Origin of the sequence: Rhizobium sp. SSA_523 (genome assembly GCF_030435705.1) — a bacterium.
Lineage (GTDB): Bacteria > Pseudomonadota > Alphaproteobacteria > Rhizobiales > Rhizobiaceae > Neorhizobium.
In genome coordinates, this window is the sequence record NZ_CP129382.1 from 116,321 (window position 1) to 141,119 (window position 24,799).

A 24,799-nucleotide genomic window follows, 5' to 3' on the forward strand; every position below is an offset into this window, starting at 1 on the left:
CGTTCGTTTAAATCGATTTGAATGCGTTAGGAAGGGCTTGGGAGACGACTTTTTTCATCACCGTCGGCAAAGCCTGCTCGGACAGGGTCTCGACCTTGGCCCAGAAGCCTTCCGGCTGCTCGGCGGCATCGGGTCTTGCAGGCACGGCCGCGCGGAACACGGCCAGCCGCAGCTCGAAATGCGTGAAGACATGGGTCACCACCCCGCAGGCCTGCCAGTCGGCGGGGAAGGGGGCATGGTCTGCCGTGCTGCCGCCATCCAGCCGTGCGGTCCAGCCGGTGGTTGGCACTTCCGTCATGCCGCCGAGCAGGCCGGAATCCGGCCGGCGGCGCAGGAAGACCTCGCCATCCGCCGTTACCGCCACGAAAGCCGCGCCCTGGCGCACCGGCTTTTCCTTTTTTGCCGCCTTGACGGGAAACCGCTCCGGATCATCCTGCCGGAGCGCCAGACAGTCGTCGCGAAGGGGACAGAGCGCGCAGGCCGGCCGCTTGGGCGTGCAGATCGTGGCGCCGAGATCCATCATGGCTTGCGCAAAATCGCCGGGGCGCGTCTCGGGCGTGATCATGCGCAGCTTCGCCTTCATCTGCGGCTTGGAGCCCGGCAAGGGCGCATCGATGGCATAGAGGCGTGAAATCACCCGCTCGACATTGCCGTCCATCACCGCGGCCGGCCGGTCGAAGGCGATGGCCGCGACGGCGGCGGCGGTATAGTCGCCGATGCCGGGCAGGGCCCTCAAGCCCTCCTCCGTATCGGGAAAGACGCCGCCATGCTGTTCGGCAACCGCTTCGGCGCATTTCTTCAGATTGCGGGCACGGGCATAATAGCCAAGGCCCGCCCAGGCGGCCATGACATCCTCCACCGGCGCGGCCGCCAGATCCTGGATGCGCGGCCATCGGCTGCGGAATTTCTCGAAATAGGACTTGACCGCCTGCACGGTTGTCTGCTGGAGCATCACTTCCGAGAGCCAGACATGGTAGGGGTCTGCCTGCCGGCCTTTCGCTCTCTCCTGCGGCGTCACCCGCCAGGGAAGCTCCCGGCGATGACGGTCGTACCAGGAAAGCAGGGTCTCGGAGAGGCGGGCTTGTGTCTGTGCAGGCATCGGATCGGGACAACAGGTCATGTTCGGCCAAAGTGATAGAGCGCGATGACGTTGAAGCCAATGGCACACGAGATGGAATTGCCGGTCCTCCTCATTAATATCGAACGCGCTGCGGCACGGCGCGCTTTGATCGAAGGCCAGGCGGCCGAACTCGGCATCCGCCTGGAGCGGGTGGCGGGGGTGGACGGAAGCCTGGTTCCCCGTGAGGATTGGCAGGATGTGGATCTCGATCTCTTCCGCCGCCGCAACGGCCGGCCGATGATGGCTGGCGAATACGGCTGCTATCGCAGTCACATCAATGCCTTTCGCCAGCTGATCGACAGCGGCCGCAAGGCGGCCCTCGTCATCGAGGACGATGTGGCGCTCACCCGGGATCTGATGGAACGCGCCGCCGCCATCGCCGCCATGGCGCCGGATGATTGCGTGGTGAAACTCGTCAATCACCGCACGGTCGCCTTTCAGCACCGGTTCACCAGCGCCAGGGGCGACCGCATCGGCGTGTCACGATTTGGACCGCAGGGTTCATCCGCCTGCTATCTGCTGACCGAAAAGGCGGCCCGCCGGCTGATCGAGGCAATGCTGCCGCAATCTCTGCCGCTCGACAGCGCGCTGGAGCGCTCCTGGCAGCACGGCGTTCCGGTGCTGACCGCCGAGCGCAACCTGATCGATTTCGGCGCCCTGCGCAGCGAGACGCTGATTGCCAGCCGCGCCGATTACCGCGATCAGAAGCTGAGAGGCTGGAAGAAAATGCCCACTCATCTCTTCCGCATCCAGGAAGCGGCCCGCCGCTTCGCCGAGAGCATCCGCCAGCGCTAAGTCTTTCCGATCGGATCGGGTTGCGGGGGGATCGCGACCTGCGATGAATGCCGCCTCTTTCGCCCTGCCGCTCGCCTGCGCTTTTCCAGCATTCGCTTCAAGACCTGGTGCACCGTCGCCCGCTTGCTCTGCGTCCGGACTGCGTACAAACAGAGGGAAGAGCATCACAGGTGATCCCGTTTTTACCGGAACTGCTCTCCGCCGAAGGCGTGTGGTCGCGCGGCGGGTTGCGGGGGATGAGCGACGGCTCCTGCCGCTGTCAAATTGACTTTTTCGTGTGGAACGTGCAGCAACCCATTCGGAGCCATCGATCCTCTGCGGAAGAAGCGATGGAACCGGGGGCAGGGCAGGAACAGCGAAGCGAAAGCTCATTTTGAAATGGTTTCTTTCAAGACAATAATGCTGGTGCGCCGCCGCACGGACGGGCTTCTTCTCAGCCTGGCGGGCGTTGCCTTTCCTCTGTATTTCCCGTTGCCTGTGGCGATTGCCGCTTTCTTTGCGCTGTGCGGAGTTTACGTCACCTTTTCCAGCCGCCGGCGCCTGGCCCGCCAGATCGTCTCCCCCTATGCCGCCGTCTGGATCTACTGCGCCTGGTCCTTGCTCCTGATCGCCTGGCGCGGCGAAATCGCTCTTGGCAATCGCCAGCTCGGCTTCATGCTGCTCCTGTTCGGCGCAACCTTCATCGGCCAGGGCCTCTGCCTCGTTCGCCGGCCGCTGCGCATGCTGGTGATCGGCACGAGGATCGGCTCGCTGCTCGCCTTTGCAGTGGCACTCGGCCTCGATCTCTATTACTGGCACGATCTCTCCCGCTATAGTGGCGGCGGAAACGCGGCCATCGTCGCCATCCTCATCCTCCTGGGCGCCGTGGTCTCCTCGATCGATATCGACCGTCCGCCCCGCTTCCTGGCCAATGGCGTCCATTATCTGGCGCTGAGCAGCTTTCCGATCTTCCTGACGGAGACCCGCGCGGTCCTCATCCTTGTGCCGGTGATCTTCCTGGCGGAATTCATCTTCTGGTCGCTGCGCTGGCCGCCCCGCATCCGCAATCGCAGCTATGCGGCTCTCATCCTCGGCCTCGTCCTTCTTTTGCTGGCACCGCCCGTGCAGCAGATGATCTTCCACCGTTTCCTCAGCGTCTACGATTACTATGTCGGCGGCGTCGAAACCCTCGACATGGCGTCCGGCGATATCCGCCTCACAATGTGGCGCTCGGCCGTCACCGTCATCAGCCAGCATCCCTTCACCGGGGTCGGGCTGATGGATATGTTCAGCCTGATGAAGACCGTGGCCGGCGACAAGGCAGGCCTGATCGACGGCTTCAAGCATGTTCATAATTTCGTGCTGCAGGAGCTGCTCGCCAATGGCGTCGTCGGGCTCGTGCTTTTGCTGTCGATACCCGCGGTGTTCCTGGCGGCCATCTGGAAACATGCGCCCGACCAGAGCATCAAGCGCGTCGCGCTCTATTTCTATGGCAGCGTCGCCGCCTTTGGCCTTTTGCACGATCCGTATTATCATGAACTGTGTCTGTCCACGAGCATGCTGTTTTTCGGCACTTGCCTGATCCAGCTGCGGCGCTGGAACCTTTTGACCGCATCGGCGGTCAAAAGAGTGTAGGAGAGGCCTTTTCCGGCAGGCGTCCGGCAAAGGACGCCAGGCGCAGATGACGATGCGTCAGAAAGAGAAATCATGTCCCGCGCTGGCCCCCGCATTCCCCTGCAGATCGCCGAAATCGCCAATGGCCTGATGGATCCCGTGCTGGCCCGCCGCGCCGGGATCAATACCGCCCTGCTCGGCTCCTGGGACGAGATCGCCGGCGAAGACTTTGCCGATTGCACGCGCCCGGAAAAGATCGCCTGGCCGCGCCGCGATGGCAGTGAAGGGGCGGGCGGTCATCAGCCGGGCGTGCTGACGATTGCCTGCGAGGGCGCCCGCGCGCTGTTTCTCGCCCACGCGCAGGGCGAGTTGATCGACCGGATCAACGGCTTTTTCGGCTTCCCGGCCATCCGCCAGGTGCGGATCGTCCAGAAACCTGTCTCGATCGCGGCACGGCGAAAGCACCCGCCGCAACCCTTGCGCGGCGATGCGGCCAAGCGGCTGAACGACATGATGGACGGGCTGGAGAACGAAGCGCTGCGCAAGGCGGTCGAGCGCCTGGGCACGGCGGTGCTGCAGCCGCCCGCCCGCCGGCGGCCGTGAGCCTCGGGCGCATCAACGCAAAGAGAGCGTCAACCGGAGGCCCTGGGGGGCCAGAGCAGGTCCAGCAAAAGTGCGTCAGCGGTTTTGCGTCCGGACTGCGTAAAAGCAAAGAGATCGAGCGTTTCAGGTGATCCCGCTTTTGCCGGAAATGCTCCAGGATGGGGACAGGATGGGTTTAGCAAGGATAGGCCGCGGCAGGCCCGGTCATGACGCGTTCAGCTTTCGCGTGTCACGATTGTTTGAGAAAACCAGCCTTGAGAGCGCTTGTCGCGATCCGGCTGGCGTATTACGGAAGAACCAACTGCTTTTCATGAATAATGGGTGACCCAATGCCGATCAATGCGTTGACAATCTCCAGGCGCCAGCTTCTCGGCGGCGTCGCGGCCTCTGCCTTCAGCCTCACGCTGCTTGGCCAGATGTCGCAAGCCTTGGCGCAGGACGTGCCGGAATCCGCCGGCAAGGTGGATATGGGGAAGGTCCTGCAGACCGGGCCTCTGCCGGAAATGGCGCTGGGCGACGAGAAGGCGCCGGTCACGATCGTCGAATATATGTCGATGACCTGCCCGCATTGCGCCAATTTCCACGCCAAGACCTTCGAGGCGATCAAGGAAAAATACATCGATACCGGCAAGGTGCGCTTCATCCTGCGCGAATTCCCCTTCGATCCGGTTGCCACCGCGGCCTTCATGCTGGCGCGCTGCAATCCGGGCGATCCGCAGAAGCTTGCGGAGCCGAAGGAATATTTCGCCATGGTCTCCATGCTGTTCAAGCAGCAGCGCGCCTGGGCGGCTCCGGCGGACGGCAATGTGCGCGCGGCCCTGCTGCAGCAGTCGAAGCTCGCCGGTTTTACACAGGAGAGCTTCAACGCCTGCTTGACGAACCAGAAGCTTCTCGATGATGTGAACGCCACGATGAAACGCGGCGCCGACGAATTCGGCATCAATTCGACGCCCACCTTCCTCGTCAACGGCAACCGCTATTCTGGAGACATGTCGGTTGAAGCCATGTCGGCGCTCATCGATAGCAGTCTTTAAACCGGGCCGGCCTGACGGCGACCCGATCGGGATCATGCGGCTCCGGTGCGACCGGAGCCGCGGATCGGACGGAGCGCGCCGGTGAAGTTCAACAAACTGCGTCTCATCGGCTTCAAATCCTTCGTCGAGCCGACCGAATTCATCATCGAGCCGGGCCTCACCGGCGTGGTGGGGCCGAATGGGTGCGGCAAATCCAACCTGGTCGAAGCCCTGCGCTGGGTCATGGGCGAGAATTCCTACAAGAATATGCGCGCCTCCGGCATGGATGACGTGATCTTCTCCGGCTCCGGCAATCGCCCCGCCCGCAATTCGGCGGAGGTGGGGCTGTTCCTCGACAATAGCGACCGCACCGCACCGGCAGGCTTCAACGATAGCGACGAGATCCAGGTTTCGCGCCGCATCGAGCGCGAACAGGGCTCCGTCTATCGCATCAATGGCAAGGAGAGCCGCGCCAAGGATGTGCAATTGCTGTTTGCGGATGCCTCCACCGGCGCCCGATCGCCCTCGATGGTCGGGCAGGGGCGGATCGGCGAGCTGATCCAGGCCAAGCCGCAGGCCCGGCGTCAGCTGCTGGAGGAGGCGGCGGGAATTTCCGGCCTGCATTCGCGCCGGCATGAGGCGGAACTGCGCCTGCGCGCCGCCGAGACCAATCTGGAACGTCTCGAGGATATTACCGGCCAGCTGGAGAGCCAGATCGAAAGCCTTAAGCGCCAGGCGCGTCAGGCCAACCGTTTCAAGATGCTGTCGGCCGATATCCGGCAGCGCGAGGCGCTTCTTCTGCATATCCGCTGGGCTACGGCCCGCGAGGCCGAAAACGAGGCCGCCGCCGCGCTGAACGCCATCACCTCGCTGGTGGCGGAAAAGGCGCAGGCGCAGATGGAGGCCGCCAAGGCGCAGGCCATTGCCAGCCTGAAACTGCCGGAATTGCGGGAGGAGGAGGCGCGCGCCGCCGCGGCCCTGCAGCGCCTGCAGATCGCCCGCAGCCAGCTGGACGAGGAGGCCGAACGCCTGTCGCGCCGGCGCGACGAATTGATGCGCCGCCTTGCGCAATTGGCGGAGGATATCCGCCGCGAAGACCAGTTGATGGCCGATAATGCGCAGACCCTGGAACGGCTTGCCGAAGAGGAGGAGGAGCTGCGCGACATGCTGCTCTCTTCCGGTGAGGAGGCCGAAGGCCTGCGGCTCGCCTTTGACGATGCAAGCGAAAAGCTGGCCGAGAGCGAGAGCCTGTTTGCGGCGCTGACGGCGGAGCGGGCCGAGGCTGCGGCGGCACATACCCAGCTGGAGCGCAGCATCCGCGAGATTGGCGAACGTCGCCTGCGCCTCGATCGCCAGATATCGGATACCCGGGCGGAGGCGGAGGCGCTGATGGATCGCCTGGCAGGCCTGCCGGATCCGGATGAGCGGCGCGAGATCGTCGAAGCGGCCGAGCAGGCGCTGGAAGAGGCAGCACTATCCGCCGAGGCGATCGAAGACCGGCTTTCGTCGGCGCGGGCGCAGGAGGTGGAGGCCCGCCGGCCGGTGGAAGCGGCGCGGTCCAGCCTCAACGGCTTGCAGACGGAGGCCAGAACCATCCGCAAGATGCTGGCGAGCGGCGCCTCCGGCGGCGCCTTCACGCCCGTGGCCGAGCTGATCCGCGTCGATGCCGGTTACGAGGCCGCGCTTGGCGCGGCGCTCTCCGATGCGCTCGACAGCGCGCTCGATCCGGCAGCGCCCGCTTATTGGAGCGGCAATGGCGAGGGCGAGGAGGATGCCCCTCTGCCACACGGCATCCAGCGTTTGGCGCAGCATGTGACGGCGCCGCCCGAGCTTGGCCGGCGGTTGCGGCAGGTCGGCCTTGTCGCTGCGGCCGATGCTTCCCGGCTGATGCCGATGCTGAAACCCGGTCAGAGCCTCGTCACGGAGGATGGCGCCGTCTACCGCTGGGACGGGCATGTCAGCGGCTCGGAAGCGCCGAGCGCGGCGGCCCTGCGGCTTGCCCAGAAGAACCGGCTCTCGGCGCTGGAGGCGGAGATCGACGAGGCGGAAATCCTTCTCTCGGAAGCCGAAAGCCTGGAGGCTGCGGCCGGCGAGGCCATTCGCCGCGAGGAGGCGGGCCTTGCCCAGGCGCGCGACCGCAGCCGCATTCTCGGCCGGCAACTGGCCGATGCCCGTGACGCGCTGGCCGAGGCCGAGCGTGCCGCCGGCGATCTGATGCGCCGCCGGGCGGCCATCGACAGCACGCTTGAGCAATTGCAGGGGCAGGCGGAGGATCTGGACGCGCAATCGCAACTGCTCCTGGCCGAGCGCGAGGAGGCGCCGGATCTGACCGACGTCGATCGCCGGCTTGCCGCCCAGCAATTGGTGGTGGCCACCGATCGCGCTGACCTGGCCGAGGCGCGGGCAAGGTTCGAAGGGCTTTCGCGCGAAACGGAGCAGAGACGGCGCCGGCTGAGCGCCATCGCCCAGGAGCAGGCGAGCTGGACGGCACGCGCGGCGAGCGCCGGCGAGCATATCGACACGCTGCGGGAACGGCAGGAGGCGGCGCAGGAGGAGATTTCCGAACTCGACCTCGCGCCGGAAGAATTCGAGGACAAGCGTCGCGCGCTGCTGAACCAGCTGCAGACGGCCGATGCCTCGCGGCGGCAGGCCGGCGACCGGCTGGCCGAGGCGGAGACCCGCCAGAGAGAGGCCGACCGCCTGGCCGCCATGGCGCTTTCGGAACTGGCGGAGGTGCGCGAGAAGCGCGGGCGCGCGGAAGAGCGGCTCGTCTCGGCGGCCGAGCGCCGCCATGATGCGGAAAATGCCATTCGCCAGGCCCTTTCAGTCGAGCCGCATGAGGTCTTCCGTTCGGCCGGGCTGCAGCCGGGCGCGGCGCTGCCGGACAGCCAGCAGGTGGAGCGCGAACTCGACCGGCTGAAGATCGAGCGGGAACGGCTCGGCGCCGTCAATCTGCGGGCGGATGAGGAGCAGCAGGCGCTGTCGGAGAAACTGGCCTCGCTGATCCGCGAGCGCGACGACATCATCGATGCCATCCGCAAATTGCGCTCTGCCATCCAGTCGCTCAACCGCGAGGGGCGCGAGCGGCTGATCGCCGCCTTCGACGTGGTCAATACGCAGTTCCAGCGCCTGTTCACCCATTTGTTCAACGGCGGCACCGCCGAGCTGCAGCTCATCGAAAGCGATGATCCGCTGGAGGCGGGCCTCGAAATCCTGGCGCGGCCGCCGGGCAAGAAGCCGCAGACCATGACGCTTCTGTCCGGCGGCGAGCAGGCTTTGACGGCCATGGCGCTGATCTTTGCCGTCTTCCTGACCAATCCGGCGCCGATCTGCGTGCTGGACGAGGTGGACGCGCCGCTGGATGATCACAATGTCGAGCGCTATTGCAATCTGATGGACGAGATGGCGGCCACCACCGATACGCGCTTCGTCATCATCACCCATAATCCGATCACCATGGCCAGGATGAACCGGCTGTTCGGCGTCACCATGGCCGAACAGGGCGTGTCTCAACTCGTCTCGGTGGATCTGCAGGCGGCCGAACGTCTCGCCGAGGCAGTCTGAGAGACTGGTATGGCCCGTACATCCGCTCCAAGCCCGCATCCTGATGAGAGCTTTCCGCGAGCGTCCACATCGAGCGCGGGACAGGGCCAAGCGGCAGAGATTGCGGGAGCGCCAGAGATTGCGGGAGCGCCAGAGATTGCAGGAGCGGCAGAGATCGCGGGGGCAGCCCCTTCGGCCGGCGGCCGGTTGTCAGAGCATCTGCTGCTGCAGTGTCTGGTGCCACAGCGTCTGCTGCCACAGTGTGTGATGCCGTGGCTTTCGACGCTGCGGTGTCTGTCGCTGTGGCGGGGACGGCGCGTCCGGAGGGGCCCGGCCTGTCTCCTCGCCGGGCTTGGCCTTGCCTTTCCCGTCATCGGTCTGGCCGCGTTTCCGGTCCCTGTTCCTGTTCCGGCTTCAGGTCCGGGCTTTTCGGTTGCCGGTCAGGCGGCGGGAACAGCGGAGACAGGGGCCGGGGGCCGCTTCCTCCAGCAGGTGCTCAAGACCTCGCCCACGCATGAGGAGAGCCTGCGCGCGCTCTTGCACGGCGCCCGCGGCCTGCCAAGCTGGGTGCGCAACATGCTCTCCAATCCCCGTTATGTGTCGGGCGCCTCGCAAGCCGTCACCGTCGACGGGCAGGCCATGGAGCTGTTCTCCGCCTGCCTTGCCGGGCAATGTGCCGCAAGCCAGCTGCGTCTTCTTTTCCTGAGCGACGGGAAGGCTCTGGCGCTGCGCGTCGCCGATCATTCTCTCGGAGAGGTTGTGTTGGGCCAGCCCAGTTCGGCAGCGCTTGCGCAGTTGCGCCGCGCCGGCCTGTGATAGGGCCTGCGACGGCAGGCGTGGAGGGACGAAAACCTTGCGCCTGGGCCGACCCTGGTCCGATCCTCTGCCGGATCTCCCGACTTTGGTCGGACAGAGGTCATCCGTCACGAAAAGCGGTGCAATTTCAGCGTCTCGCGCTGCACTACAATTTATCATCCGCGGGTTCTGACCGCTATCGAAGGCCTGGAAGCTGTGCTATGAGCCAGACTTGATCGGCGCACCAGCCGAAATTTTGGGTTCATCCCACCCCCCGGCGGGTTTCCTGTGCCTGCCGGAAGGCTTTGCGGGGCCGGAGCAGGCGGCCCCGCAAAGCCTGATCTCCCCCAGCCACTCCGAAATCTTGGATCGCCGGTGAGTTGCGCTGCAAGGAGGCCGGCAGGAAGTGCCGCACTTTTGCTGCAATGCAGCATGATTCTCCGCCGGACCGGTTTCCAATTGGCTGCAAGTTCTGTAAATACTTGACAAAACAAGAAGCAGTGCATGCTCGGTGGAGGAGAGTGATGACGAAATGGGTCTACCGCTTCGGGGGCGGACAAGCAGAAGGGCGCGCGGCCGATCTGGCGCTTCTGGGAGGCAAGGGTGCCAATCTTGCCGAAATGGCCTCGCTCGGCCTGCCGGTTCCGCCGGGCCTGACGATCACCACGGATGCCTGCCTCGGCTATTTTTCCGGCGGCAAATGCCTGCCGGAGGGCTTGCAGGCCGAGGTGCTGGAGGGAATCGCCGCAATGGAGGCGCTGACGGGCCGAAGCTTCGGCGGCAGTGCCCATCCGCTGCTGCTGTCTGTCCGCTCCGGCGCCCGTGCCTCCATGCCGGGCATGATGGATACGGTGCTCAATCTCGGCCTGAATGATGAAACCGTGCAGGCGCTGGGCCATGATGCCGGCGATGCGCGCTTTGCCTGGGACAGCTATCGCCGCTTCATCCAGATGTATGGCGATGTCGTCATGGGGCTCGACCACGAGGTCTTCGAGGATATTCTGGAGGACGAAAAGGCCAGGCTCGGCCATGATTATGATACCGATCTCTCGGCCGTCGAATGGCAGCATGTTGTATCCCTCTACAAGCAGGTGATCGCCGAGGAACTGGACGAGGACTTCCCGCAGGATCCGCATGTGCAGCTGTGGCGGGCGATTGCCGCGGTCTTCTCCAGCTGGAACAATGCCCGCGCGGTAACCTATCGCACTCTGCACCGCATTCCGCATGACTGGGGAACGGCGGTCAATGTCCAGGCCATGGTCTTCGGCAATCTCGGCTCCTCCTCGGCAACCGGCGTGGCCTTTACCCGCAACCCCTCGACCGGCGAAAAGAGCCTCTATGGCGAATTTCTGATCAATGCCCAGGGCGAGGATGTCGTGGCCGGCATCCGCACGCCGCAATCGCTGACGGAGGAGGGACGGCTTGCCGCCGGCTCCGAGCGTCCCTCGCTGGAAAAGCTGATGCCGGCGACCTTTGCCGAGTTCAGGGCGATCTGCACCGCGCTCGAAACCCATTACGGCGATATGCAGGATGTGGAATTCACCGTCGAGCGCGGCAAGCTGTGGATGCTGCAGACGCGCGCCGGCAAGCGCACGACCCGCGCGGCGCTGAAGATTGCCGTCGATCTGGTGGATGAGGGGGTGATCACCGAGGAGGATGCGATCTGCCGCATCGAGCCGCCTTCGCTCGACCAGCTGCTGCACCCGACGATCGATCCCGGCATTGCGCGCACCGTCATCGGCTCCGGCCTTCCCGCCTCGCCGGGGGCGGCCTCGGGCGAGATCGTCTTCACGGCGGAGGATGCCGTTGCCGCCGAGGCCGAAGGCCGCAAGGTGGTGCTGATCCGCATCGAGACGAGCCCGGAAGATATTCACGGCATGCATGTGGCGGAAGCCATCCTGACCACGCGCGGCGGCATGACTAGCCATGCGGCGGTGGTGGCCCGCGGCATGGGCATTCCCTGCGTCGTCGGTGCCGGAGGCCTGCGCGTCGACATGCGCAATGAAATGCTGATCGGGCCGGGTTTCACCTTGAAGCGCGGCGAGATCGTCACCGTGGACGGCTCGTCGGGCCATCTGCTGAAGGGCGAGGTGCCGATGGTCCAGCCGGAACTGTCCGGCGATTTCGGCCGCCTGATGGAATGGGCCGACCGCGCCCGGCGGATGACGGTGCGCACCAATGCCGATACGCCGGCCGATGCCCGCGCCGCGCGCTCCTTCGGCGCCGAGGGGATCGGCCTGTGCCGCACGGAGCACATGTTCTTCGAGGGCGGCCGTATCCAGGTCATGCGCGAGATGATTCTCGCCGAGGACGAGGCCGGCCGCCGCGCCGCGCTTGACCGGCTCTTGCCCATGCAGCGCTCGGATTTCACCGAGCTCTTCACCATCATGTCCGGCCTGCCGGTGACCATCCGCCTGCTTGATCCGCCGCTGCACGAATTCCTGCCGAAGAGCCAGGAGGAAATCCTCGAAGTGGCGCTGGCCATGGAGATGGAGCCCGGCCAGCTGACAAGGCGGGTGGAGGCGCTGCACGAGTTCAACCCCATGCTCGGCCATCGCGGCTGCCGGCTGGCCATTTCCTATCCGGAAATCGCCGAAATGCAGGCGCGTGCCATTTTCGAGGCCGCCGCTGCCGCCGCGAGCGAAACGGGCGCTCCCGTCGAGCTGGAAATCATGGTGCCGCTGGTCGGGCTGCGGGCCGAGCTGGATTATGTCAAGGCCTGCATTGACAAGGTGGCCGCCGATGTCTCGGCGGAAACCGGCCGGCCGATCGGCTATCTCGCCGGCACCATGATCGAATTGCCGCGGGCGGCGATCCGCGCCCATGTCATTGCCGAAACGGCGGATTTCTTCTCCTTCGGCACCAATGACCTGACGCAGACCACGTTCGGCATTTCGCGCGACGATGCGGCCAGCTTCATTCCCACCTATCAGCGCAAGGGGATCATCGTCCACGACCCCTTCATCTCGCTGGATTTCGATGGCGTCGGCGAGCTGATCCGCATCGCCGCCGAACGCGGTCGCAAGACCAAGGCCAGCCTGAAGCTCGGAATCTGCGGCGAACATGGCGGCGATCCGACCTCGATCCGCTTCTGCGAGGAGGTGGGGCTGGATTACGTGTCCTGCTCGCCCTTCCGCGTGCCGATCGCAAGGCTCGCCGCCGCCCAGGCCGCCATCGAGGCAAGGCGGCGGGGGAGTGGGCAATAGGCAGAGGCAATAGGCAGTAGGCAGTAGGCAGTAGGAGGTAGGCAGTAGGCAATAGGCAGTAGGCAGTAGGCAGTAGGCAGTAGGAGGTAGGCAGTAGGCAATAGGCGGTAGGCAGAGGAAAGCCTCCGCTTTGCTGAGCCGCAAGCCCTCATCCGCCCTTCGGGCACCTTCTCCCCAAGGGGAGAAGGGATAGCGGTCGCGGTTCCCTCGGGAGAAGGGTTAGCGGCTGCGGTTCCCTCGGGAGAAGGGTTAGCGGCTGCGGTTCCCCTCTCCCCTTGGGGAGAGGGTCGCCGAGCGTTAGCGGAGGCGGGGTGAGGGTGACATGAGTACCCACCGCCTACCGCCTGTCTCCTATTGCCTATTGCCTATTGCCTCCTCCCTATTCGCTATTCGCTCCCTCTATTCCCTATTCCCTACTGCCCATTGCCCATTGCCCATTGCCTACTGCCTATTGCCTACTGCCAACTGCCTCCCTACTCCCCACTGCGTCCAGCCAGTCCCGCATGCCCTTGAAACTCTCCTCCCAGCTGGGAAGGCTTTGTCCGAAGGCCCAGGATGCCGCCGCCTGGGCCTGCAGCCGCTGCCGATCGGACAGGAGCGCCGCGATACAGGCGGCCGCGCCATCGGCATCCTCGGCCGGCGCTTCGAGAACACTGCCGGCCGCCCAGGTCAGCACGGCGCCAGAGGCCGTGGTGACCACGGGCACGCCATGGCGCAGCGCCTCGGCCACCGCCATGCCATAGCCTTCATAGCGCGAGGTGGCGACGAAGAGATCGGTCGTCTGCCACAGCGCCTGCAGCTCGCTGTCCGCCACATCGCCCAGAAAGGTGAAGCGATCTTTCAGGCCGGCCTCATCCACCCTTTTCTGCAGCGCGTCGAAGAGCGCCGGGTCGCGATGCGGGTCGCCGGCCACCTGCCAATGCCAGTCGAGGCCGCGCAAGCGGTCCGCCACGTCCAGCATGTAATCATAGCGCTTGCGCGGGATGACGGCGCCGACCGAGAGGATCGACAGGCGGCCCGGCCGGGTGCCGGCTGCCACGCGTGCAACCGTCTCATTGCCGGGAATGGCGATGCGGATCCTCGCGGCGTCGAGGCCGTAGCGGAGCCGGAGCAGGCGTCCGGTCTCCTGGGAGCTCACCAGCACGCCGCTGGAGCGGGAGACGGCCCGGCGTTCCGCCGCCGCCAGGGCATGGCGGCCCATATCGACATTCGGGATCGCGGCGGTTTCGCCATGCTCTTCCAAGAGGGAGTGATGGAAGATGCTGGCGACCCGGATGCGGCTTGCGGAGAAGACCTCGATGAGATCGCAGAGATAGATGTGATCGGTCAGGACCAGGCTGTCCGGCGGCAGGCCGGAAAGGGTCTGCGCCAGGCCTTGCCGCTCCCTCGCGTCGACGCTCGGAAAGCCGGTCTCCAGCGTCAGAAGGTCCAGCCGCGCGCCCTGCCGCGCCAGTTCGTCGAGAAGGCGGCTGTTATAGACATAGCCGCCGGTGCGCCGCGCATAATCGGCGCTGGCGAGAAAGAGCATCGAAGAGGGCAAGGCCTGGTATCCCGTTGCGGCTGTTGCAAACTTACCGGCGCTCTACGATGACCCGGCGCTCGAGGATCATCGGCCGGTCCCACATCAGGCTGCTGCGGGCCTGGAAAGCCCGCATGTCGGCACGCCGGTCCAGATCCAGCTGCAGCAGGCATTGCGCCATGGCATCGGTATTCATCTTGAAGCCATAGCCCCTGCAGGTGCGCTCATCGAGCGCGCGACGCTCCTGCGGCGTCATCGACTGGCAGGAGGACAGAAGCAGGGCGGATATCAGCGTCAGGCCCAAAATCAACGAGGTCCAGGCGGAAGGCGCGCTTGCGCGGGCGCGGAGGAACGGCCTGTGCAAAACGGCTGGCAAAATGGCTGGCAAAACGGTGGGCAAAGCGCTCATCGGTCATTCTCCACGAAAACCATCCGGCCGGCGAAAGCCCGTTCGAAAAGATTTCGTGCGCGCCGGCAGGCATCAGGTGACGAAACACGGTACATGTCATAAAAGGACAGCCGCAAGGCAAGGGAAATCGACAGATGGCGCCAATCGAAGGAAGCGGCCCATCCGGCGCCTCCCTGCGGCAAGGCGGCGAATGCCGAACGGGACAACCGACATTGGACAACCGACATTGGACAACCGACATGGGACAACCGACATGGGTGCGAGTGAATGGCCGTCCGTTTCGTAAGACCGGTATCCTCCTCCGCCTATGGCGCGCGGCGGCTGGCGCTCGGCGCCTTCCTGCTGCTTTTGATCGCCATGCTCGCGCACCGCTTCGGGCCGCTGCAGACGCCGCAATTCGTGGCCGTGATGCTGCTGTCGGCGGCAATTGCCCTGTTGAGCGTGCCGCTGGCGCTGACGGGCCTGATGCGGCTGTGGTCGATTGGCGCCAGGGGCGGCATAGCCTCCGTCCAGGCGCTGCTTTTGGCCACGCCCTCGCTTCTCATCCTGGCTTTCGGCATCTGGCGTTTCGAGACGGCCCCGAAACTGTTCGACCTCACGACGGACATGGCCGATCCGCCCGTCTGGGTGCGCGTGCCGGAGGCGGAGCAGATCTTCCTGCCGCGGCCGATGTTCGTCACCTCGAAGGATCGCGACCTGCAGAAGCGCGCCTATCCGGCCCTGACCGGACGGCGCTATGAGGGCGCGCCCGATCGCGTCTTCGAAGCGGTGATGAAGGTCGCCAAGGCCGAAGCGATCAGCCTGAAGACCGATGGCGCGGCACGCGCGGCAAGCCCGGGCGGGTCCCTTGCGCCGGCTCCGGCGCGCACTGCCGGCGGGAATGCGAGCGAGGGCGCCGATCCCCCGCCTGCCGAGGCAAGCGCCGGCGAGCCGAGGGCGACACCGCCGCTTCCCTCGATCGTGCCTGTGCCCCTGCCGCGGCCGATCAGCCAGGAGGTGCTGGCCACGGCGCAGCCGATGGGCGACGTGGTTCTGCAAGGCGCCACAAGGACGCTTGTTCTCGGCCTGCCTTTCGATGTTCTGGTGCGCCTGCGCGAGGAGGAGGAGACGGTGCTGGTGGATATTCGCGTGGCGGCGCGCTACGGCGCCCATGATCTCGGCTTCGGGGCCGGCATTGCCGACCGTTTCCTGCGCGCGCTCGATGCCGAAATGCTGGGCATCGCGGCCGAATGACCAGGCTTCAGAGGCCTCTTCGTGCGGCCGCGCAGCGGCGATGAGACATCAGGCGGCCCGGTAGCGGCTGGAAAGGCCGGGTGGGCCTTCCGTGATCACGTCGCCGCGCTCCACCAGATCCTCCAGATGGGCAAGCACCGAAAGCGCTGCGGCGGGATGCAGGCGGCTGTCGGTGCGGGCATAGATCGTCCTGACAATATCGGCAATGGCCGCATCGCCGGCCCGGACCCGCTCGAAGATGGCGCGTTCGCGCATGCGGCGATGGGTGCGCAGCCCGCGCAGAAAGGCCGGCGGATCGCTTATCGGACCGCCATGACCGGGAAAATAGATGCGGTCGATCGCGTCGCGGGCGATCAGTTTGTCGAGCGAGGCCATGAAATCGGCCATGGAACCGTCCGGCGGCGCAACGATCGTCGTTGCCCAGGCCATGACGTGATCGGCGGAAAACAGGATGCCTGTCTCCTCAAGCGCGAAGGCTGAATGATTGGCGGCATGGCCCGGCGTGTGAATGGCCGTGAGCGTGAAGCCATCGCCTTGCACCGAAGCACCGTCGGCGAGCACGATATCGGGCTGGAAGCCGTAATCGGAGCTTTCGGCGAAGGGGTTCTCCTCCCCCTGATGCAGCGGCCGCGAGGCCCGGTGCGGCCCCTCCGCTGCGGTCAGGGCCCCGGTTTCGGCCTTCAGCCGGGCGGCAAGCGGCGAATGGTCCCGATGCGTATGGCTGATGAGGATATGGCTCACCGTCCTGCCTTTCAGCGCCCGCATCAGCGTCTCGAAATGCGCGTCGTCCTCCGGGCCGGGATCGATCACCGCCACGTCCTTGCCGCGCCCGACAATATAGCTGTTGGTACCGCGAAAGGTGAAGGGCGAGGGATTGTGGCAGGTGACGCGCCAGACACCCTCCGCCACGCAGACGGCATCGCCATACGACGCCTCGAAGCTCAGGTCGAATTCGGGTGCATCGCTCATGATGGATTGCAACTCATTTATATTCGATTTCAATGAAGGACATGGGGGCGTCGCCGGCATTGACGACATTATGGGTCGTTCCGGCATCCCGGCGATAGGCCTCGCCCTGCTTCACCAGCGCGCGCCTCGTGCTGCCATTCTCTTCCTCGATCAGGAAATCACAATCGGTCATCGGCACCACGACATAGCCAAGCCCGTGGGTATGCACGCCGGTATCGGCGCCGGGCTCGAAATCCCAGCGGATGATGCGGACCACCGGATCATCGACCAGCGTTATGGAAGAAGCAGGGGGGCGAGCGCGAAAGGGCGGCATGGGACATCTCGGGTCTTTGCGGATCACGCCGGTCCGGCAGAAGGACAGACGGGAGGGGAGGTTGCGGCATGCCACCGGCCCCTGTCAATTCTTTTCGCCTAAAGGCTGTGCCTGGCCGGCGACGCAAAGCGACAGGCAGGGAGCAGGCCTTTCCAGACAATGAGCGCGCGCGGCCGATGCCACGAGGGATGAGGATAAGGGCGCAAGGGGCAAGACGCGTTGAACCACCTCTGCGAGTTCGCGGCAGTTGCTGCCGGATCGCGAAAAAAAACTGTCATCCGGCAAAACTTAGAGATTGTGGCCGCCTGCATGCTTTGCTAAACGCTGGCGCAACCCGAAGGCAGGTGCACGGCACCACGCTTCGCGGCTTTCCTGTTGGGGCGTAGCCAAGCGGTAAGGCAGCGGTTTTTGGTACCGCCATCCCCTGGTTCGAATCCAGGCGCCCCAGCCATGAAAATCTGTCTCCCAAAAGATCGTCTGCATTGCCGGCCTGATTTGCCAGCCTGATTTTGCCAGTCTGATTTTGCCGGTTTGAACATGATCAGCCCATCTTCGCCGGACTGGGCATTGCCGGCAAGCCCGGCACATGCAAGGCCTTTGGCATGGAAGGCCTTCCAGGCGCCCTCGCCATCAGCCGCGCGCCCTTAAAAAACAGGGGAGGCCGGTGCTGGCCGGGGAGGCCGGAGCGGGCAGACCTTGCCCGCGCCAGCCCCTGCCATCCCTCCGAACGCGTCTGCAAGCCTCTGAAAGCGCCTGGCCCGCATGGGCCACTCACTCCGCCGTCAGAAGTTCCTCGCAATAGCTCGGCCCCGTGGCGCCGGGGCGGTCGGTCACGACGCGAATGGAGCGGATGCGGTAATCGGCATCGGTGGTGATCTGCGCCGCGCAGCTGACGCGCAGGGAACGGCCATCCTTCGTCTTGATGCGGTTATAGCCGCCGCGCCAGTTATAGACCGTCTCCGATCCGTTGCGCGCATCGCTGAAGGGCGGCGCATAGCGGGCGAAGAAGGAGCCGGCGGACTTGCCGATCCAGCGCGTTTCAATGGGGTTGGATGCCGGGCCCGTGGTCGTGCATCCCGATACGAGGCCGACCGTGGCCGCCAACGCAATCAAGCGATAGTTCATGGTGTTCAAACGCCCTTGCTGGTGGTGCCGGCAGCCTTATGACTGCCGGAGAATGCGATGGGTGCAAGGCCTCGCCTGAGACTGCACCGCAGCATCGGATACATCCCGGCCGCACGCTTTTGAAGACGGTCGATGCAACTATTTTTGCAAGCCGCCACCCATGGCCTTGCCCGCTCTTCCCCGATCCGGGCCGGGCCTGTCTCTCACCGCTCTGGCCGGGTCGCCGCCTGCAGTGTTCCCCGCAAGCATAAATCAGATGGTTATATACTCCTAAAGTTGACTATACTTGCGAAGGTGCGGGTCTATGCTTTCGTCGATCATCGCGGTCGGCAGTCCCTGTCAGTATTGGCGGCCGGTCGTGAAAAACCGGCTTTGGCTGGCGCGGGCCGGAAAGGTGCAAAGGATAGAATGCGTTTGAGACGGGGACGGAGCGAAAGGACCACGCTGCACGACGTGGCGGACAAAGCGGGCGTCAGCGCCATCACCGTCTCGCGGGCGCTGCGCGAGCCGGAAAAGGTCTCACCGGCGCTGCGGGCGCGGATCCTCGATCTCATCACCGAGATGGATTATGTGCCCGACCAGGCGGCGCAGGCGCTTGCCAGCCGCCACAATTCCACCTTCGGTGTGCTGACGGCCTCGCTGACCAGCCGCGTCTTCCTGAGCTTCATGCAGGGCGTGGAGGAGCGGGTGCGCGATACGAGCTTCCGCATCCAATATGCCAATACGCATAACAGCCTGGAGGAGGAGAAGCGGCAGGTCCGCCTGCTCCTGTCGCAAAACACCGCCGGCATCGTGCTGGGCGGCGTCGGCGCCCATGAGGATGTGGCCGAAATGATCGACCGGGCCTCCTGTCCCGTCGTCCAGGTGGTCGATGTGGAGCTGAAGACGGGCTCCACGGCCATTGCCCTCAATCATTTCAAGGCGGCAGCGGCGGCCACGCGCCACCTGCTCGATTGCGGCTATCGGCGCATAGCGATTCTGGGCGGCTTGCGGGGCGAGCGCAGCCGGCGGCGGATCGAAGGCTATGCCGCGATCCTTTCAGAAGCCGGCCTGTACGATCCGGCGCTCGTGCATTTCGAAAACGCCTCCGCCAGCACGCAAATGGGCGCAAGGCTGCTTGCCCGGGCGCTGAAGGCCGCGCCCGATATCGATGCCGTCTTCTGCCAGAGCGACGATATCGCCCTCGGCGCGCTGTTCCAGGCGCAGCGCATGGGACGGCGGGTGCCGGAGGATCTCGGGATCTGCGGCTATAACGATCTGGATTTCGCCGCCGTCATGGAGCCGCCGCTGACGACGGTGCGCACGCCGCTCTTCGAGATGGGCTACCGCGCCGCCGATCTGATGATCGGCGCCGCCTCCGGCCGGCCGCTCGCCAACCAGGTGATCGATCTCGGCTTCCAGCTGATCGAGCGGCAGACGACACGGCCGCGGCAGGCCTGAACCGCCGGCTGCGGCGCGCCATGGCGGCGCAAGGCTCGAGGCTCAATCCAGCGTCGAGAGAAGATCGGCCGCCGTTTCGGTGCTGACGCGGCGGATGTCCACCTCGTCCCTGCGGGCGGCAAAGGCTTCGCTCGCCATCAGCTGGTCGGCCAGATCGGCCGGCACGGACAGGATCACCCGCTGGCTGTCGCGATGAATGCCGCTGAGATCGGAGCGCTTGGCGCTGATCATGCCGCCCGCCACCGTGTTCAGCGTATCCGGATCGATCAGGATGAAGGCCCCTGTATTGCGGTTCTGGTCGTAGGGATCGAAGATCGCCAGCTCGTCGAAGGTCAGGCGAACCTTGCCGATGGCGTTCATCGGCATGCCCTCGGCATTCGGCTGCCACTTGCCGCTGGTGAGGTCCAGCTGCGAGACGGGCTGAACGCTCACGCGCTGGCGGCGGGCCCCGGCCTTCAGCCAGTAGCGCTTGCCCGGCTCTATGCCGCCCGGCTGCAGCGCGACCAGATGCGCCTCGAAGGAGAGGCCGGTCATCGGCTGGGCGTCGAGCGAGACGATCATGTCGCCGCGCGCCACATCCACCTGGCGGTCCAGCACCAGCGTCACGGCATCGCCGGCGACGGCGGCATTGCGCACCAGGTCGAAGGTGACGATCCGGCTGACATTGGCGACCATGCCCGACGGCAGGATGGCGACCGAATCGCCCGGCTTGATCGAGCCGCCGGCAATCGTGCCCTGATAGCCGCGGAAACTTTCGCCGGGGCGGGAAACGCGCTGGACCGGCAGCCGGAAGCCGCCGGCGGCGGCCGTGCGCGTGGTTGCCAGTTCCAGCGTCTCGACCAGGGTCGGACCGTCATACCAGGGCATGGAGCCGCCGCCGGCATAGACGACGTTTTCGCCCTTTAGTGCCGACATCGGAATGGCGGTGACCTGCCTGACGCCGAGGGCCAGCGCCAGCTCTTTGAAATCATGGGAGATCTTCTCGAAGACGGCGCGGTCATAGGCGACGAGATCGAACTTGTTCACCGCCAGCACGAATTGCCGGATCCCCATCAGCGAGGCGATCGTGGCATGGCGGCGGGTCTGTTCCAGAAGCCCGGTGCGGGCATCGACCAGAAGGATGGCGAGATCCGCCGTCGAGGCGCCGGTGGCCATGTTGCGCGTATATTGCTCGTGGCCGGGCGTATCGGCGACGATGAAGGAGCGCCGCTCGGTCGAGAAATAGCGATAGGCGACATCGATGGTGATGCCCTGTTCGCGCTCGGCCTGCAGACCGTCGAGCAGCAAGGCGAAATCGGGCAGGCCGAGATCATTCTGACGCATGCCTTCGCCGGAAATCGCCGCCGCCTGGTCTTCCTTCACCGCCTTGGTGTCCCAGAGCAGCCGGCCGATCAGCGTCGACTTGCCATCATCCACGGAGCCGCAGGTGATGAGGCGCAGCGGGCGGCTGTCGCGCAAGGCGGCGGACGGTTCGGCGGCGGGTGCGATAAGGGCGGCGGTGGCGGTGGCGGTCATGTCATTTTACCTTCGTCGTGATTCTTGGCTGGATGGACGGGCCGGGCACCAGACCGTCAGAAATAGCCTTCGCGCTTCTTCTTTTCCATCGATCCGGCCTGGTCGCGGTCGATCGCCCGTCCCTGCCGTTCGGATACGGTGGCGATCTCGAGTTCGGCGATCACCGCATCGAGCGTTGTGGCGGTGGATCGAATGCCGCCGGTCAGCGGCCAGCAGCCGAGCGTGCGAAAGCGCAGCGAGCCTTCCTGAACCTGTTCGCCGGGCAGCGGCGCAAAGCGCGGGTCCTCCGCCCACATCAGCATGCCGTCGCGTTCCACGAATTTGCGGGTGCGGGCGAAATAGAGCGGCGGCAGCGGAATGTTTTCCGCCTGGATGTAGCGCCAGATATCGACCTCGGTCCAATTGGAGAGCGGGAAGGCGCGCACGCTCTCGCCGCGACGGATCATGCCGTTATAGAGGTTCCACAATTCCGGCCGCTGGTTGCGCGGATCCCATCTATGGTCCGGGGTGCGGAAGGAATAGATGCGCTCCTTTGCGCGGCTTGCCTCTTCGTCGCGCCGGGCGCCGCCGAAGGCCGCATCGTATTTCCCGGCATCGAGCGCCTGGCGCAGCGCCTCCGTCTTCATCACATCGGTATGATAGGCTGAGCCGTGGGTGAAGGGCGAGATATTCTCCTGCCTCCCGCGCGGATTGGTGTAGACGACCAGATCCAGCCCGAAGCGCTCCGCCATCTCGTCGCGGAAGGCGATCATCTCGGGAAATTTCCAGCCTGTATCGATATGCAGCAGCGGAAAGGGCACGCGGCCCGGATAGAAGGCCTTGCGCGCCAGATGCAGGAGCACGGAGGAATCCTTGCCGATCGAATACAGCATGACCGGGTTTTCGAACTCCGCCGCCACTTCGCGGAAGATGTGGATGGCTTCGTTTTCCAGCGCCTTCAGATGCGGATCGAGGGGCGGCTTGGCCTGCTTCTCCTGGATATGCGCGTCAAATTCGGAAATCTGCATTCTTCTTTTCCTTAGGGGCTTTCGGCCCGTGATACCGTCAATTCCAATGTTGAGAGGCAAGACCCCCTCTGGCTGCCGCCATCTCCCTCAGCAGGGGGAGATCGAAAGAGGCGATGCGCTCTCTCTTGAGGAGAGGGTTGGGGAGGGAGGCTTCCTCAGGCGCCGACCCGTGCCCCGCCGATCGGCGTCGCCTCCGGCACATGCAGGCCGCATTCCCGCTTCTCGTCGTTTTCCCACCACCAGCGTCCGGCGCGTTCCGGTTCGCCGGGCTTGATCGCCCGGGTGCAGGGCTCGCAGCCGATTGACGGATAGCCGCGGGCATGCAGGGGGCTGACCGGGATCTCCTCCTCCGCAACATGCGTCCTGATCGCGTCGATCTCCCAATCGGCCAGCGGATTGACCTTCAGGAGATTGCGGTCCGCGTCATATTCGACGAAGGGAATAGCCGCGCGATTGCCGGATTGGCCCCGACGCAGCCCGGTGATCCAGATTTCCGCGCCGGCCAGAGCCTCGGCCAGAGGCTTCAGCTTGCGCACATGACAGCAGGCATGGCGGGCTTCGACGCTTTCGTAGAAACCGTTCAGGCCATATTGCGCGGCATAGGCCTCGACATCCTGCGGCTGCGGCCGGTACCGGCGGATGGAAAGCCCGTAGCGCTGCTCGGTGGTATCGATGAGGGCGATGGTCTCGGCAAACAGCCGGCCGGTCTCCAGCGTCGCCACCGCAATCGGCAGCCGATGCGTTCCGATCGCCGCGGTGATCACCTGGTCCTCGATGCCGAGCGAGGTGGTGAAGACGGCGCGCCCGAGGCTTGCCGCCAGGGACAGGCGACCCTCAAGGTCAAGGCCGGCCATCTGCTGGTCGAGCGAAGCCAGGTGCTGCGGCGTCTCATGCTGGGTCATGATATGGTCAGATCCCTTCTGCCAGTGGTCTTCGTTTATCCCACCTTCCCAAGGATCCGGCCAGAAACAGCGGTTTCTGCAGGCCTCGTTGAAGAGCAAATATCTCTAGAAAAGCCGGATCGAGCGAAAAACGCCCACTCCGGCCGCTCTAAGACGCCCTTGCGACCGCCATCGCCGGCCGGGCTTGCGGCCAGGCTGTGGCAAAAGCGCCGCGTCTGCGGCTTTTCGCGCGATCTTGCCGGATTTCACGCTTTCGAAACCCTGACGCTTACCGCTTCTTTCACGGAAGCGTGAGATAAGCTTCATCCCATGCAGCGCCTGTATGGAGGCCGCGAGCCAAGCCGAGACGAACCATGGACATCCTATCTGCCCCTTCCGATTTCATTGCCCCGCGCGCCGCAAGAGGCGAGCGTTTCCCGAAATGGCTGGCGCTGCGCGCCACGGCGGAGCGCCTGTCGCCGAGCGGCGGCATGTTCGGCTTTGCCGGGCTTGTAGGGCTCTGTGCCTTCCTGTTCGTCTATCTTTTCATGGAAGAGATGCTCCTGGCCCTGCAACTCTGGGTCCTGCAGCTCTGGGCCCTGTCCTCGCTGCCGGGCGGCACCAGCGTCACGCTGTCCTTGACCCTTGTCGCCGGCGCCGTTGCCGGCCGCCATGTCGTACGGCCCATGACAAGGCGCAGGCGCGCACCTGCGCCGGCCGATCTGCAGCGTGCCCTTGCCATCCTCCACCAGCAGCCGAATGCCAGTGCCGGTCTCGTCCGGCTGGGCGACAAGCAGGTGATGTTTTCGAGCGCTGGCGATGCCTTCATCATGTATGGCGTCAAGGGACGCTCGCAGATCGCGCTTTTCGATCCGGTGGGGCCGAAGGAGGCCTGGCATGAACTGGTGGTCGCATTCGTGCGCCATGCCCGCCAGAACGGCCTGCGGCCCGTCTTCTACCAGGTATCGCCGCAATTTCTGCCGCTGGCGGTGGAGGCGGGTCTCTCGCCCCTGAAGCTCGGCGAGCAGGCGATCGTCGATCTGCAAAGCTTCAGCCTGGCCGGCGGCGACTGGCTGAAACTGCGCCGCTCGATCAATCGCGCCGAGCGCGACGGGCTGGAATTCTCCTATATCGAGCCGGCGGATCTGCCGGCGATCCTTCAGGACCTGAAAGCGGTGTCCGATTCCTGGCTGTCCGGCCATCAGGCGGCGGAAAAGGGTTTTTCGCTCGGCACCTTCTGCGAAGCCTATCTGGCGCAGCAGTCACTCGCCGTCATCCGCGATCACGGCCGCATCGTCGCCTTCGCCTCGATCATGACGACCGCCGACCAGCAGGATGCCTTCATCGACCTGATGCGCCATATTCCCGGCACGCATCGCGGCATGATGGATCTGCTCTTTGCCCGGCTGATGGAAAGCCTGAAGGCCAAGGGCTTTGAGACGCTGAACATGGGCATGGCGCCGCTTGCCGGCCTGCCCACCCATGCGGCCGCGCCGGTCTGGAACCATATTGGCCGGCACGTCTTCGAACACGGCGAGCGCTACTACAACTTCAAGGGCCTGCAGGCCTTCAAGGCGAAGTTCGATCCGCGCTGGGAGCCACGCTACCTTGCGGTGGCCGGTGCCGGCCTGCCGCTCGGGTCGCTGCTCGACGTCACCATGCTGATCGGCGGCGGTCTTGGCGGATTGTTTCGCCGGGCGCGCGCCTGAATAAACTTCGC

Annotated in this window: 19 protein-coding genes and 1 tRNA gene; 11 read left to right on the plus strand and 9 right to left on the minus strand. The window is 65.1% G+C overall.

Features of this window, described 5'->3' with window-relative positions:
- Positions 1 to 7: 7 nt before the first annotated feature.
- On the minus strand, positions 8 to 1,099 hold the full coding sequence (gene mutY, locus QTJ18_RS08845) for an A/G-specific adenine glycosylase (protein ID WP_252751770.1): 1,092 nt from the start codon (positions 1,097 to 1,099) through the stop codon (positions 8 to 10).
- Positions 1,100 to 1,144: 45 nt separating this feature from the next.
- On the opposite strand from mutY, the gene QTJ18_RS08850 reads away from it, so the two are divergent.
- From QTJ18_RS08850 to ppdK, 7 genes are all read left to right on the plus strand, one after another.
- Positions 1,145 to 1,915 (plus strand): glycosyltransferase family 25 protein, encoded by a 771-nt coding sequence (locus QTJ18_RS08850; RefSeq protein ID WP_301557801.1) that lies wholly within the window; start codon positions 1,145 to 1,147, stop codon positions 1,913 to 1,915.
- Positions 1,916 to 2,320: 405 nt separating this feature from the next.
- Positions 2,321 to 3,529 carry an O-antigen ligase family protein gene (locus QTJ18_RS08855; protein ID WP_252751768.1) on the plus strand — a complete coding sequence of 403 codons (1,209 nt, stop codon included), beginning with the start codon at positions 2,321 to 2,323 and terminating at the stop codon, positions 3,527 to 3,529.
- A gap of 72 nt (positions 3,530 to 3,601) precedes the next feature.
- Entirely contained in the window at positions 3,602 to 4,111 is a 510-nt protein-coding gene (locus tag QTJ18_RS08860; RefSeq protein ID WP_252751767.1) for a DUF721 domain-containing protein, read from the plus strand.
- A gap of 329 nt (positions 4,112 to 4,440) precedes the next feature.
- Entirely contained in the window at positions 4,441 to 5,145 is a 705-nt protein-coding gene (locus tag QTJ18_RS08865) for a DsbA family protein (RefSeq protein ID WP_252751766.1), read from the plus strand.
- 81 nt (positions 5,146 to 5,226) lie between these two features.
- The gene (smc, locus tag QTJ18_RS08870; RefSeq protein ID WP_252751765.1) at positions 5,227 to 8,688 is read left to right on the plus strand and encodes a chromosome segregation protein SMC; all 3,462 of its coding nucleotides are present in this window, start codon (positions 5,227 to 5,229) and stop codon (positions 8,686 to 8,688) included.
- A 246-nt stretch (positions 8,689 to 8,934) separates the two neighbouring features.
- Positions 8,935 to 9,483, plus strand: coding sequence for an Ivy family c-type lysozyme inhibitor (locus QTJ18_RS08875; protein WP_252751764.1), 549 nt, complete (start codon positions 8,935 to 8,937; stop codon positions 9,481 to 9,483).
- A 503-nt stretch (positions 9,484 to 9,986) separates the two neighbouring features.
- The gene (ppdK, locus tag QTJ18_RS08880) at positions 9,987 to 12,668 is read left to right on the plus strand and encodes a pyruvate, phosphate dikinase (RefSeq protein ID WP_252751763.1); all 2,682 of its coding nucleotides are present in this window, start codon (positions 9,987 to 9,989) and stop codon (positions 12,666 to 12,668) included.
- 448 nt (positions 12,669 to 13,116) lie between these two features.
- Here the strand turns inward: ppdK and QTJ18_RS08885 are convergent, their stop codons facing one another.
- Positions 13,117 to 14,208, minus strand: coding sequence for a glycosyltransferase family 4 protein (locus QTJ18_RS08885; RefSeq protein WP_252751762.1), 1,092 nt, complete (start codon positions 14,206 to 14,208; stop codon positions 13,117 to 13,119).
- A gap of 31 nt (positions 14,209 to 14,239) precedes the next feature.
- A complete protein-coding gene (locus QTJ18_RS25590) occupies positions 14,240 to 14,443 on the minus strand; it encodes a hypothetical protein (protein ID WP_252751916.1) in 204 nt (67 codons plus the stop codon).
- A gap of 420 nt (positions 14,444 to 14,863) precedes the next feature.
- Here QTJ18_RS25590 and QTJ18_RS08895 point away from each other — a divergent pair, with 420 nt between their 5' ends.
- Positions 14,864 to 15,829, plus strand: coding sequence for a DUF1499 domain-containing protein (locus QTJ18_RS08895; protein WP_252751761.1), 966 nt, complete (start codon positions 14,864 to 14,866; stop codon positions 15,827 to 15,829).
- Positions 15,830 to 15,877: 48 nt separating this feature from the next.
- Here the strand turns inward: QTJ18_RS08895 and QTJ18_RS08900 are convergent, their stop codons facing one another.
- The gene (locus QTJ18_RS08900) at positions 15,878 to 16,798 is read right to left on the minus strand and encodes an MBL fold metallo-hydrolase (protein ID WP_252751760.1); all 921 of its coding nucleotides are present in this window, start codon (positions 16,796 to 16,798) and stop codon (positions 15,878 to 15,880) included.
- Between the two features lie 13 nt (positions 16,799 to 16,811).
- Positions 16,812 to 17,111, minus strand: a complete 300-nt coding sequence (locus QTJ18_RS08905) for a cupin domain-containing protein (RefSeq protein ID WP_252751759.1) — start codon at positions 17,109 to 17,111, stop codon at positions 16,812 to 16,814.
- A 376-nt stretch (positions 17,112 to 17,487) separates the two neighbouring features.
- Between QTJ18_RS08905 and QTJ18_RS08910 the strand changes: the two genes are divergently transcribed.
- Positions 17,488 to 17,562 (plus strand) — tRNA-Gln (locus tag QTJ18_RS08910).
- A gap of 320 nt (positions 17,563 to 17,882) precedes the next feature.
- On the opposite strand, the gene QTJ18_RS08915 is transcribed toward QTJ18_RS08910, so the two are convergent.
- Entirely contained in the window at positions 17,883 to 18,236 is a 354-nt protein-coding gene (locus QTJ18_RS08915; protein ID WP_252751758.1) for a hypothetical protein, read from the minus strand.
- A 408-nt stretch (positions 18,237 to 18,644) separates the two neighbouring features.
- Here QTJ18_RS08915 and QTJ18_RS08920 point away from each other — a divergent pair, with 408 nt between their 5' ends.
- The gene (locus tag QTJ18_RS08920; protein ID WP_252751757.1) at positions 18,645 to 19,676 is read left to right on the plus strand and encodes a LacI family DNA-binding transcriptional regulator; all 1,032 of its coding nucleotides are present in this window, start codon (positions 18,645 to 18,647) and stop codon (positions 19,674 to 19,676) included.
- Between the two features lie 42 nt (positions 19,677 to 19,718).
- Here QTJ18_RS08920 and cysN read toward each other — a convergent pair whose 3' ends face one another.
- The 3 genes from cysN to QTJ18_RS08935 all read right to left on the minus strand — a co-directional run bounded on the left by cysN (position 19,719) and on the right by QTJ18_RS08935 (position 23,100).
- Positions 19,719 to 21,191: a sulfate adenylyltransferase subunit CysN gene (gene cysN, locus QTJ18_RS08925; RefSeq protein WP_252751756.1), complete on the minus strand. Its 1,473-nt coding sequence runs from the start codon at positions 21,189 to 21,191 to the stop codon at positions 19,719 to 19,721.
- 56 nt (positions 21,192 to 21,247) lie between these two features.
- Positions 21,248 to 22,198: a sulfate adenylyltransferase subunit CysD gene (gene cysD / locus QTJ18_RS08930; RefSeq protein ID WP_252751755.1), complete on the minus strand. Its 951-nt coding sequence runs from the start codon at positions 22,196 to 22,198 to the stop codon at positions 21,248 to 21,250.
- Between the two features lie 155 nt (positions 22,199 to 22,353).
- Positions 22,354 to 23,100, minus strand: a complete 747-nt coding sequence (locus tag QTJ18_RS08935) for a phosphoadenylyl-sulfate reductase (RefSeq protein WP_252751754.1) — start codon at positions 23,098 to 23,100, stop codon at positions 22,354 to 22,356.
- A gap of 353 nt (positions 23,101 to 23,453) precedes the next feature.
- On the opposite strand from QTJ18_RS08935, the gene QTJ18_RS08940 reads away from it, so the two are divergent.
- Positions 23,454 to 24,788 carry a phosphatidylglycerol lysyltransferase domain-containing protein gene (locus tag QTJ18_RS08940; protein ID WP_252751753.1) on the plus strand — a complete coding sequence of 445 codons (1,335 nt, stop codon included), beginning with the start codon at positions 23,454 to 23,456 and terminating at the stop codon, positions 24,786 to 24,788.
- Positions 24,789 to 24,799 lie beyond the last annotated feature (11 nt).